This window comes from Flavobacterium sp. (genome assembly GCF_004295795.1).
In the GTDB taxonomy this organism is placed as follows: Bacteria; Bacteroidota; Bacteroidia; order Flavobacteriales; family Flavobacteriaceae; genus Flavobacterium.
This window is the reverse complement of sequence record NZ_SEBR01000002.1, coordinates 254519-266437: the sequence shown is the minus strand read 5'-3', so window position 1 is coordinate 266437 and position 11919 is coordinate 254519. Positions and strand designations below refer to the sequence as shown.

Annotated in this window: 12 protein-coding genes and 1 tRNA gene; 8 read left to right on the top strand and 5 right to left on the bottom strand. The window is 44.7% G+C overall.

Going from position 1 to position 11919, the window contains the following annotated elements; genetic code table 11:
• Window positions 1–192: 192 nt before the first annotated feature.
• The 3 genes from murA to EOO49_RS02180 all read right to left on the bottom strand — a co-directional run bounded on the left by murA (window position 193) and on the right by EOO49_RS02180 (window position 2674).
• Window positions 193–1506 carry a UDP-N-acetylglucosamine 1-carboxyvinyltransferase gene (murA, locus tag EOO49_RS02190; RefSeq protein ID WP_290842292.1) on the bottom strand — a complete coding sequence of 438 codons (1314 nt, stop codon included), beginning with the start codon at window positions 1504–1506 and terminating at the stop codon, window positions 193–195.
• A gap of 168 nt (window positions 1507–1674) precedes the next feature.
• A complete protein-coding gene (locus EOO49_RS02185) occupies window positions 1675–2385 on the bottom strand; it encodes a DUF4290 domain-containing protein (RefSeq protein ID WP_290842291.1) in 711 nt (236 codons plus the stop codon).
• A 1-nt stretch (window position 2386) separates the two neighbouring features.
• Window positions 2387–2674: a DUF493 family protein gene (locus tag EOO49_RS02180; RefSeq protein WP_290842290.1), complete on the bottom strand. Its 288-nt coding sequence runs from the start codon at window positions 2672–2674 to the stop codon at window positions 2387–2389.
• Between the two features lie 428 nt (window positions 2675–3102).
• Between EOO49_RS02180 and EOO49_RS02175 the strand changes: the two genes are divergently transcribed.
• From EOO49_RS02175 to EOO49_RS02155, 5 genes are all read left to right on the top strand, one after another.
• Window positions 3103–3633, top strand: coding sequence for an AAA family ATPase (locus EOO49_RS02175; RefSeq protein WP_290842288.1), 531 nt, complete (start codon window positions 3103–3105; stop codon window positions 3631–3633).
• Between the two features lie 79 nt (window positions 3634–3712).
• Window positions 3713–5605: an ATP-dependent DNA helicase RecQ gene (locus EOO49_RS02170; protein ID WP_290842287.1), complete on the top strand. Its 1893-nt coding sequence runs from the start codon at window positions 3713–3715 to the stop codon at window positions 5603–5605.
• 38 nt (window positions 5606–5643) lie between these two features.
• Window positions 5644–6594, top strand: a complete 951-nt coding sequence (gene fmt / locus EOO49_RS02165; RefSeq protein WP_290842285.1) for a methionyl-tRNA formyltransferase — start codon at window positions 5644–5646, stop codon at window positions 6592–6594.
• A 178-nt stretch (window positions 6595–6772) separates the two neighbouring features.
• On the top strand, window positions 6773–7045 hold the full coding sequence (locus EOO49_RS02160; RefSeq protein WP_290842393.1) for an HU family DNA-binding protein: 273 nt from the start codon (window positions 6773–6775) through the stop codon (window positions 7043–7045).
• Window positions 7046–7166: 121 nt separating this feature from the next.
• Window positions 7167–7727, top strand: coding sequence for a YqgE/AlgH family protein (locus EOO49_RS02155; RefSeq protein ID WP_290842284.1), 561 nt, complete (start codon window positions 7167–7169; stop codon window positions 7725–7727).
• Here the strand turns inward: EOO49_RS02155 and EOO49_RS02150 are convergent.
• On the bottom strand, window positions 7724–8560 hold the full coding sequence (locus EOO49_RS02150) for an aminotransferase class IV (protein WP_290842282.1): 837 nt from the start codon (window positions 8558–8560) through the stop codon (window positions 7724–7726). The genes EOO49_RS02155 and EOO49_RS02150 overlap by 4 nt on opposite strands.
• A 51-nt stretch (window positions 8561–8611) precedes the next feature.
• A complete protein-coding gene (locus EOO49_RS02145) occupies window positions 8612–9004 on the bottom strand; it encodes an START-like domain-containing protein (RefSeq protein WP_290842281.1) in 393 nt (130 codons plus the stop codon).
• Window positions 9005–9209: 205 nt separating this feature from the next.
• On the opposite strand from EOO49_RS02145, the gene EOO49_RS02140 reads away from it, so the two are divergent.
• From EOO49_RS02140 to EOO49_RS02130, 3 genes are all read left to right on the top strand, one after another.
• Window positions 9210–9283: transfer RNA gene (locus EOO49_RS02140), tRNA-Met, on the top strand.
• Window positions 9284–9562: 279 nt separating this feature from the next.
• Window positions 9563–9910 carry a hypothetical protein gene (locus EOO49_RS02135; RefSeq protein WP_290842279.1) on the top strand — a complete coding sequence of 116 codons (348 nt, stop codon included), beginning with the start codon at window positions 9563–9565 and terminating at the stop codon, window positions 9908–9910.
• 2 nt (window positions 9911–9912) lie between these two features.
• The gene (locus EOO49_RS02130; RefSeq protein ID WP_290842278.1) at window positions 9913–11538 is read left to right on the top strand and encodes a hypothetical protein; all 1626 of its coding nucleotides are present in this window, start codon (window positions 9913–9915) and stop codon (window positions 11536–11538) included.
• Window positions 11539–11919 lie beyond the last annotated feature (381 nt).

The following is an 11919-nucleotide window of genomic DNA, read 5'->3' as shown; positions in this document are numbered from 1 at the left end:
AAATTTAAGATTTTTTACAGATTTTCTGTACCTACCCAATTCGCGATCCGCCTAAATTTACGGGTGGGTGGTGGTGGTTTTTTACCCAGGTGACATTTTTGCTAAAAGAAAATCCGGAAGCTAAAAACCTCCGGATTTATATTTTTTGACCAAACCAACAAAGTTGAAAAAACCTTGTAAGTCGCATCGGCATTAATCGATTCTTTCAATCTTTGCACCAAGCGCTCTCAAACGATCGTCGATACTCTCATACCCACGGTCGATCTGCTCGATGTTCTGGATCACGCTCGTTCCCTTGGCCGAAAGGGCAGCGATCAGTAACGAAATCCCGGCGCGAATATCCGGTGAAGACATCGTCGTGGCTTTCAAGGTCGATTTGAAATCGTGTCCGATTACCACGGCGCGGTGCGGATCGCAAAGGATGATCTTCGCGCCCATATCGATAAGCTTGTCCACGAAGAACAAACGGCTTTCGAACATTTTCTGGTGGATCAGGACATCCCCTTTCGCTTGAGTGGCGGTTACCAAAATGATGCTTAGCAAATCTGGTGTGAAACCTGGCCAAGGCGCATCCGAAACCGTTAGGATCGAGCCGTCGATGTCTGTTTTTACTTCGTATGATTCGTGGGTTGGGATGAAAATATCATCTCCGCGTCTTTCCAAAGTGATGCCGAGTTTTCGGAACACCGACGGAATCACGCCAAGATTCTCCCAACTCACGTTCTTGATCGTGATTTCAGATCTTGTCATGGCCGCCAAGCCAATCCACGAACCGATTTCGATCATATCCGGCAAAATCCTGTGCTCGCATCCGCCAAGGCTTTCGACACCTTCAATCGTAAGCAAGTTTGAACCAACGCCCGTGATTTTTGCGCCCATAGAGTTGAGCATTTTGCAAAGTTGCTGCAAATATGGTTCACAGGCCGCGTTGTAAATTGTAGTTTTTCCTTTGGCCAAAACGGCTGCCATAACGATGTTTGCCGTTCCCGTAACCGAAGCTTCGTCGAGCAACATATCGGCTCCAACCAAACCTCGCTCCGATTTTTCGACTCCGTAGAAATGGTCTTCAGGATTGTATCTGAACTTGGCTCCGAGGTTGATGAAACCTTCAAAATGCGTATCGAGACGACGACGCCCAATCTTGTCTCCGCCCGGCTTCGGAATAAAACCTTTGCCAAAACGCGCCAAAAGTGGTCCCACTATCATGATCGATCCTCTCAACGATCCGCCTTCTTTTCTGAAAGCTTCGGTTTCAAGATAGCCCACGTTGACCTCATCGCTCTGGAAAGTGACAGATCCTTTTCCATTTCTGGTGATTTTCACGCCAAGGTTTCCGAGCAGCGTGATAAGTTTGTTCACGTCGATGATGTCGGGAATGTTGTTGATGGTAACTTTCTCAGGAGTGAGCAAAACCGCGCACAAAATCTGCAACGCCTCGTTTTTTGCTCCTTGCGGAGTCACGTCTCCTTTTAGGCGAATGCCGCCTTCTATCTTAAAAACGCCCATTTAAATTGGTATTTGGATTATCTTTTTTAGAGGAACGATGATAGATAAAAATTAGGATGTCCAAAATCGGCGACGACAAATCTGTCTCAAAAACCCAATCTTGCTGCCGTTACATCTCACAGAAACGCGTCTATTATCTATCCGTCTATTATCTATTATCTCAAGAAATCAATTCTTCTTCTTGAAAGGTTTCTTGTTATTGTTGTTGTTTTTCTTCTGATAAGGATTCTGGTTCTGTTGTTGCATCTGCATGCCGGACTTGTTCGAAGTTTTCTTGTTCGTGCGCATGATTTCGGTCGTGCCCAGCAACGATTCACTGCTCTCGATCAAATTCAGCTCGCCTTTCGACATTTCGTACAAGTGCTCGAAAATCACAGCGTCGGTCACATCGTCCTTGTTCCAACTCAAGTATGATTTTTTCATGTGGTTGGCAATCACCTTGATAAGTGCATCCCGCATTTCGCCTACTTCCCAACTGATCGCTACATTGATCATGAACTGAATGTTGTTTCCGTAGAAGCGATACTTCGGGAAATTCTGCGGATAATTCAAAGGATCCGGACGCAACTGCAAAACATCGCGCGTCGGCGTCGGATAAGGCGAATCGACGTCAATCCTAAAATCGCTCATGATGAACAATTGATCCCAGAGTTTGTGCTGGAAATCAGGCACGTCACGCAAATGCGGATTCAGGCTTCCCATGACCTGAATGATGTATTTCGCAGCTTTGTTGCGCTCGTCGCGGTCGGCGATATCGGTCGCCTGATCGATCAATTTTTGCAAGTGGCGTCCGTATTCGGGAATGATCAACGGAGTGCGCTCCGCATTGTATTCCAGATTGTAGACGACATCGCCGGCTTTTTCTTTTTCGTACTTCATGTTATAGGGAAACGATTCCTTCTATGGTGGAAACTTTAAGGTATTGATCAATGATGCTTTGCGCATCTGGCATGACAACGTTAACCGACAAACTGGTGTATTTTCCGGTTTTGGATTTCGTCGTGTTTATCACCGCTCCAAGTCCGTTGAAAGCCGCTTCGACCGCATCGATCTTTGCGTCGTCTGTAGGAACGATGAATTTGTAAAGATACTCGGTAGGCCATTTCTCGGTCGTGTTGTTCAACTCATCCCGAAGCCTATCGTAAAATTCTGATGATTTCTGATCCATAATAATAAAAGGCAAATATAACTGACAATTGATAATTGGTAATTAATAATTGGCAATTAATAATTAATAATTGATATGTCGTGTAGTTTCGACTTCTGACATTTTTTGAAGCTGTTTCCCGCTGTCTGCTTTTAGTCCTCGCTTCAACGGCAGGTTTTTGTAGCCGTGGCAAGAGCTTCCTTCGGTCGCTTCGCCACGACTCAAAAACCAAGCCATTGAAACTGCGGGCTAACCGCGTCCATCGGGGCTAGGGGAATTGGCTTTTTTATGCCATTTTGGCTGGGTCGGGAAGTCTGTGACTTCGAGAATTGTGTGGTGAAGTCTGTGACTTCGGCTCTGCGGCACTTTTGAAACGCAACAACTCGAGCACTCAACAACTCAGACACCAACGCACCCACTTTGGCACTTTTTTACTATTTTCGCGCCCAATGAAACAAATTGTCGTAATCATCGGCGGGCCAGGTTCGGGCAAAACGACCTTGATCGACCGCCTAACCGAAATTGGCCATTGCTGCTACAACGAAATTTCGCGCGAGGTCATTCTCGAGGCGAAAAAAAACGGCATCGAACAATTGTTTCTCGAAAATCCGCTTTTGTTCAGCGAACTCTTGCTCGAAGGCCGCAAACGACAATTCCGCGAAGCCCAGCAGGAAGCGCGCGAAGTCGTCTTCATTGACCGCGGACTCCCTGACGTTCTCGCTTACATGCATTACATCGGAGATTCGTATCCGCAGGCATTCGACCAAGCTTGCCACGACCACAAATACCACAAAATTTTCCTTTTGCCGCCTTGGGAAGCAATCTACCAAAGCGACAACGAACGCTACGAAAACTACGACCAGGCCAAATTGATACACGAACATTTGGTCGAAACCTATTCGAAGTACGGGTACGAACTTGTCGAAGTTCCAAAGGAAACGGTAGAAAACCGCATCGCTTTTATACTCGAAAGGCTTTAATTCAGGCACTTTTACAGATTTTCTGTAATCGGCGACGGCCAAAAATCCGTACTTTCATCTTTCAAAAAACCCATCGCTCATGACCGCGCTCGACGTGCTCAAAAAATACTGGCGATTCGACGTTTTCCGCGAACCACAGGCCGAGATCATCGCCTCGGTGCTCGACGGGAAAGACACGTTCGCGCTCTTGCCTACCGGCGGCGGAAAATCGATTTGCTTCCAGGTTCCGGCGATGATGAAAGACGGGATTTGCCTGGTCGTTTCGCCTTTGATCGCGCTTATGAAAGACCAGGTCGCGAACCTGCAAAAGCGCGACATCAAAGCCATTGCGCTCGTCGGCGGAATCCGCGAGGACGAAATCTCTGACCTGCTCGACAACGCCCGTTTCGGCGGCTACAAATTCCTGTATGTTTCGCCTGAAAGACTGCAGTCGGAATGGATTGTCGAACGCATAAAAGCCTTGCCCATAAACCTCGTCGCTGTAGACGAAGCGCACTGTGTTTCCCAATGGGGACATGATTTCCGTCCGGCCTACCTCAAGATTTCCGAACTCAAGTCGCATTTGCCAAAAGTGCCTTTCATCGCGCTTACGGCATCGGCTACAGACCGCGTCCGAAAAGACATCGTCGAGCAGCTCAAACTTGATTCGCCCGCGGTTTTCCAAAAATCGTTCGTGCGCGAAAATCTGGGTTACATGGTCATAAAAGTCGAGGACAAATTGTTCCGCGTGAGCCAGATTCTGCAAAAATACCCGCAGTCGTCCATTATATATGTAAGAAACCGAAAATCCTGCGTAGAAGTGTCCGAACAACTCAAAACGCTCGGCTTTACGGCGACTTTTTACCACGGCGGTTTGCATCCGAAGGAAAAAGACAAAAACATGAACGCCTGGATGACAAATTCGGTTCAGGTAATCGTCGCCACGAACGCCTTCGGAATGGGAATCGACAAACCCGACGTCAAATCGGTGATCCACATACAACTTCCGGAAAACCTCGAAAATTATTATCAGGAAGCCGGACGCGCCGGACGTGACGGGGAAAAAGCGTTCGCCGTTTTGCTGCACGCGCCAAGCGACGCCTCGATTGCCGAAAACCAATTCCTGTCGGTTCTGCCGGACAAGGAATTCCTCAAAAAAGTTTACGTCAAATTGTGCAACTATTTCCAGATCGCTTACGGAGAAGGCATCGACGAGGAATTTTCGTTCAACCTCAACCAATTTTGCGCCCAATACCAATTTCCCGTGATGAAGGTTTTCAACGCGCTGCAATTTCTGGACAGGCAGGGAATTTTGTCGCTTTCTCAGGAATTCTCCGAAAAGATAACGGCACAATTCGTCATCGAGTCGAAAGAAGTCATGCGTTACATCAGCCTGAATCCGAACGACGAGGCGATTTTACTTGCGATTTTACGTGGTTATCCGGGCATTTACGACATTCCGGCTACACTCAATGTTTCCGCGATCGCCAAAAAATCCGGGCGACACGAATCTGAGGTTTATGCGTTGCTTCTGAAATTGAAAGAGCACCAAGTCATCGATTACCAGGCGCGCAACAACGACGCGACAATGGTTTTCAACGAAGTGCGAGAGGACGAACACACGATCAACCGCGTCTCCAAATATCTCGAAACCCAAAATCGGTTGAAGCACGACCAATTGGAGTCGGTGCTGAAATATGTGGCTGACGACAAACATTGCAAAAGCAAGCAACTAATGGCGTATTTCGGCGAAACGACCGACGATTGCGGCCAATGTTCATACTGTATTTCCAAGAAGCAAAAAATTTCCGACGGCATTGCGGTATCCGAAAAAATCAAGATGTTGCTTTCCTCCGAAGATTTGAACTCGAGAGAAATCGAAAACCTGACGCGCGAACCGTCAGACGAGGTTATCTTTGCGCTTCGGGAATTGCTCGAGTCGGGTTATGTCCAGATCAAACCAAACAACAAGTACACTTTATCCAAAAAATAAATCGGGAATCGAATCCGATCAAAATCAAACAAAAAAAAATGAGTCAAAAACTCCGAATCGTCTTTATGGGAACGCCCGAATTTGCCGTGGGCATTCTCGATTCCATACTCAAGGCCGGGCACGAAGTCGTGGGCGTGATCACCGCCGCAGACAAACCCGCCGGCCGCGGACAGAAACTGAAATATTCCGCCGTGAAGGAATTCGCGCTCGAAAAAAACCTCACATTGTTACAACCGCCGAATCTGAAGGACGAAAATTTCCTGTCACAATTGCAGGCCTTGAACGCAAACCTGCAAGTAGTGGTCGCTTTTCGCATGTTGCCCAAAGCGGTCTGGGCGATGCCGGAATTCGGGACTTTCAACCTTCACGCTTCGTTGCTTCCGCAGTATCGCGGCGCGGCTCCGATCAATTGGGCGATCATAAACGGGGAAGCCAAAACTGGGGTCACGACTTTCTTTATTGACGAGAAGATCGATACGGGCGCGATGATTCTGAGCAAGCAAATCGAGATCGGGCCAAATGAATCGGCTGGTGAATTGCACGACAGATTGATGGAAATTGGCAGTAAGGCCGTTGTCGAGACTTTGGAAAAGATTGCCTCGGGCGAAGTCCAGACCACGATCCAATCGGATTCGTCCGAGCTCAAAACCGCTTACAAACTCGATCGGGACAACTGTAAAATCGACTGGACAAAACCGGCGAGTGAAATTCACGACCTGATTCGCGGACTTTCGCCTTATCCGTCGGCTTGGTGCTGGTTCAAGGACAACGGGCAGGAATGGAACGTGAAAATCTATGAATCGGAAGTCGAATCAAACGCAAACGATTTCGCTGTAGGAACGATCGTGAGCTCGAAAAAAGAATTGAAAATCGCGGTGAAAGACGGTTTCGTGAAAATTTTGTCGCTGCAATTTCCGGGTAAGAAAAAAATGACAACTTCGGAACTTTTGAACGGGATTTCGTTTTCCGAATCGGCGATTGCGTCCTAACCCGCGTCATTGTTGGACTGACGTAAATTTTAACATTTGCAACACGCTTTTCCACAAAAACACCGAAGTTATCAACAAATCAGTCAAAAACACGCGCCAAGTCTTGCGTAGTAAGCTTTTCCTTTTAAATTTGTTTGAAAGAACGGAATGTTTAACCAATCAATTAATAACTATTATTATGAACAAATCAGAATTAATCGATGCTATTGCTGCTGACGCAGGAATTTCAAAAGCGGCTGCAAAAACAGCTTTAGAGTCATTTCTTTCAAACGTAGGAAACACGCTTAAGAGCGGAGGCAGAGTATCGTTGGTAGGTTTCGGTTCATGGTCAGTTTCAGACAGAGCTGCACGTGAAGGCCGTAACCCACAAACTGGAAAAACGATTAAAATCGCTGCTAAGAAAGTGGTTAAATTCAAAGCTGGCGCTGAACTTGAAGGTGGTGTAAACTAAGAATTTAGATCATACAGAGTAAAATTGGCCTTTCATTTGAAAGGCTTTTTTTTGCAAAATCCTCACCTTTTTTGGCGGTTCAAAACTTTTTTCGTTAAATTTAAAACAAAAAGTCAGGCGTATGATTTCAGAAAAACTCACAAAAGGGCTTTTGCTGATTGCCGAACCCTCAATCTTAGGAGATATTTCTTTTAACAGGTCGGTGATTCTATTGGCCGACCACAATGTAGATGGTTCGGTCGGATTTATCCTGAACAAACCACTGAAATATACCGTAGGAGATTTGGTTCCGGACATCGAAGCCAACTTCAAGATCTACAACGGCGGACCTGTAGAACAGGATAACCTGTATTTCATCCACAACATTCCAGATTTGATTCCCGACAGCATCGAGATCTCGAACGGGATTTATTGGGGCGGCGATTTCGATTTGACCAAAAAACTCATCAACGATGGTTTGGTCAAAAAGGAGAACATTCGTTTTTTCCTGGGTTACACCGGATGGGCAGCCCAACAGCTCGAAGACGAAATGCAGTCGAATTCGTGGATCATTGCCGAAAACAACTACAAAAACAAGATCATCGGGAAGTCGACGAACGATTTTTGGAAGGAAAAAATCCTGGAACTCGGGGGCGATTACATGCTTTGGTCGAACGCGCCCGAAAATCCGATGTTGAATTAGGCCAACCTGATCTGGGCGTTGAGCCTTATAAGCAATTCCTCCGAAACCTTTTGGGTGTAAGATTTCTTGCGATATTGTGAAATCGGTCGGATTCCGGAAATCACGTTTGTCAGGAACAATTCGTCAGCTTTCTGCAAGTCGAACGGCGAAATCACTTCTTCGGACACTTCCCAATTCTCATTTTTTCTGGCAAGCGCCAAAATTTGCTTGCGCATCACCCCGTTGAGGCAACCTTCTGAAATCGGTGGTGTTGAAATCTTGTTTCCGACAACTATAAAAAGATTGGCGTTCAAAGCCTCGATCACGTTTTTGGAATCGTTCATCAGCAGGCAATTCTCGTATCCGTTTTCATCTGCAAAAACACTTCCCGTGATGTTGACGAGTTTGTTCGTGCTTTTGATCGTTGAAAGCAATTGCTTGGTGACGTAAAAGTCCTTGAAAAGCTCGACTTCGTATTTTCCTTCCGATATGGAATAAACTTTGTTCTCGAGCGCTGTCGCGGATAGAATCCAGTCGACGTCGTTGGTTTGTGGCAGATAATAACCCTGTCCTTTCCTGAAAACAGTCATCCGGACGCGCGCCGAGTCAAGATAGCCAACTTCGTTCGCCGTATCAAGAATTTGTTTTTCGAGGAACTCCATCGTGAATTCCATCGGGATTTCCATACGGACGATTCGCATGGACGACATCAGACGGAAATAATGATCTTCGAGAAAAAGTACTTTCCCGTCTAAAACTTTGACGGTCTCAAACACGCCATCTCCAAACAAAAGGCCGCGGTTGTTGATTTTGGGATCGGATTCAGGAATAAACTTCCCATTGAAATTGAGCATAAAAAAACCCTGAGTTAAGTCAGGGCAAATATACGTTTTAAAAAGATTTCGCTATACCGAACCGATTACGTGTTTGAGATCAGAAATCTGATTTTCCCACAATTGCTTGGCTTCGTCGATTTCATCTTCGTCGGCGTGGTCGACAACCATCAGCGAAACGTCTTTGGTGATCTCGTCTTCGAGGATTCTCAGCTCGAAAAATACATCTGTATCATTATTGTTTTCGTCCAACCAACGGAATTTCACTTTCTCACCGGTTTTTTTCGACGTCAAACGCGCTTTTTCTTCGCTGTCGTTCCAAATGAATGTAAAAATTTCCCCACGAGAGTTGACATTGTCGGCAAACCACTCAGAAAGGCCCGAAGGCGTGGAAATATATTGGTAAAGCAGTTGTGGTGAGGAATTTAAAGGGAATTCTATTTCGTAACGGGTTTTGACATTCATTTTAAAAATGGTTTAATTTTAGGGAATATATAGAATAAAAAGTAAAACGGCCGCTTTTTGAAAAATATTTTTTTTGACCGCAGATTTGCCTAAACCCAATTTAGTTATATATTTGCACCCGCAATTAAGCCGTTAGGCGAATCACTGAACAAAGCTTCAAAGTAAACGTCAGTGAGGTATTGCGGAAATACATAACCGAAAATTTGGCGAGGTAGCTCAGTCGGTTAGAGCGCAGGATTCATAACCCTGAGGTCACGGGTTCAACTCCCGTCCTCGCTACAAGTTAAAAAACGCAGGGCGTATGCGGGTTTGGAGAGATTCAAACCCGTTTTTTTATGTCGCAAATTATTGCTTTATTGCGTTATAATCCGATCTGAAAAGACTGACATTTTGAAAATACCTCCTATTTTACAATAAGGGCAATCCGCAAATCGGCTAAATTTGCCCGCTTGCAAATTCCAAAAACAGCAAGCGGTGTCCGCTAACCGGACTTGAAATACCACAGAGCGATATTTTATAATAACCGTAAAAACTTAACTTTTTATAAAAGGAATTGCTTTGTCTTTACTTTTCCCGCTTGCAAGCCTCGCACAGTCTTGGACTTCGGATGCTGAAGTAGACTACATGAAAAACATTTATCCCGCTCAACTTAACAGCTTCTCGCAACCCACGCTTGACGGATATACGATTAAAGACTTAAAAACATTCGACTATGATGGCTGTACATTTAAGTACCAAGCGCTTATCGACAACCAAAAAAAATTGACCAAGGCTATTTTGATCGCTGGATTCTCGAAGCACAAACAAAAGCCGGGATATTCCGGGATTGTATTCAATAATGAAAGTAAGTCTTACAACACTTTGAGCGGCAAGGCAATTTTCAGTATGTCGTACAGCCGTATCTAGGCTTGGTTGAAGTTTGCACGACAAATGGCGCAGGAGGAGGAGGTACATACACTGGTGGTACCACTGGAAATGGAGGGCCAGGAAGAAGCGGCTATACATCGACATCAAACATCAGCCCCCAAACCTACGCAAATACTCGCAAAAAAAACCTAAAGCAGAATTCACCTATTGGAATTGGAGCCACAAATGACACCTGGCTGCGCAATTGGATTGCCGCTAATCCCGGAGAGAATTCAAATTTCGTTTACAGGTATCTCGACGGCGTTTACAACAACATAAACAATATCACTCCTGTTTGGACTACCGCCAATTATCCGCAGGACCGGGTTGCGGTCGTAAAAAAAGCAATAGAAATCTCCCGCAACTTAAATCTGCCAGTGGTTGCTGTTCTCCAAGTAGTTTCAAATTTAAAGCCTTGCCATGCCAATATTGTGTTACAAATCTTTGAAAGTAGCGGCGCTCTACAAGCGTCTATAAACAGTACACTAGTAGTCCCAAATGATGTGCAATACTATATAAATGATGCAGAAATCACTACTCCCGGCGTAAACGGCGAGACTTCGAATGTGCAAGTAGTGGACGGCATCAAACATGTAATAACCCAACTCGATAAAAATCCATTTTTAAGTACGAGTACGGATCTTGGAATTTTTGTAACCGCACAACATGAGCTGCTGCACGCATATTTGCTAATTCTCTGGAAAAATGGAACATTAGCAACGTATTGGCCAGCTGCCGCAAATTTAGTTACCGATTTCAACAATTTTTACGCAATTGCGAACCCTACTAACCAACAGCAGGAAGCTATTTTAGCAACTTCCCACAACTATTTTTATATCTTCGACAATTATATCGCAAACCAAATTGTTCAATATTGTGCACAGAATGGAATCCAAGGGGTAGATTTGAATTATGCAAAAAAGATGTTTCATGGCACACTAAGCGATAGTGCAACATTTCTACAAAATCCCAGCAATGGCGGGACGACGAAGACTGGATTTACAAACGCGAATCACATAACTCATCATATGGATCACCCGCTCAAGGACCTAAAAGTCCAAAAACTTGCAACTAAGGCTTTACTGGCCATTTTTGCCTACATGTATTCTAGCTTTTCCTATTCTCAGCAAAGTCTGTCTAAAAATGACTTTGATGTTATGCTGCTTTCCATTCCCAAGAATGAAAAAAGCTCTTTTGAAAAATCATGTTTCGAGATAGGTGATATTCAGGAATACTACAATTATAGGTATCTCAATGCTGAAAAAGCAAACGTTATGGTTATGCGAGACTCGACTTATTTTTTTGAGAACCTAGATAAACATCCCGAAGCGCAAAAGCGTTACCACGCATTGTACTCAAAATTGGACAATTACTTCACAATGCAAGATTTTGAAGCAATGTTCAAGGAAAATCTTTGTTTCGATATCAAAGAACTGGAAGGTTCTTCAAAGTTAAAACGATTAGCTGTGTATGATCCGGCAAATACCAGAATGTTTTCACGCCCACTCTATAATCTCACTCGAAAAACAGCGATTGTGCAACGCAGAGGCGGTTATCTACATCGCTACATCATTTTACGAATCGAGAATAACAAATGGACGAAGGTCGATGAAATTATAATTTTCTAAGATACGAATCCGCATACGATTGCTATTTTTTGACAAGATTTACCGCTTGCAAGCCCAGCAAATACGTTGAGAAATTGCACCCGTGTAAGTTCATAACCCTGAGGTCACGGGTTCAACTCCCGTCCTCGCTACAAAATCCCGAACCCAGAAAGGTTCGGGATTTTTTTTGCCCTACAAACTGCGTTGGCGAGTACACTTCCAATTCCTCACAAAATCGAGCTTCGACATTTTCTACGACTCTGACGGCTAGCTACTTACAAACCGTGATTTTCGAACAGTATATTCTCATTCAACGGCTTAAATCTGTAATCATATTCCCTCAAAACGGACTTTAAAGTGCATTTCATCGATATTTATTGCATTTAATCGATTAAAAAGTTT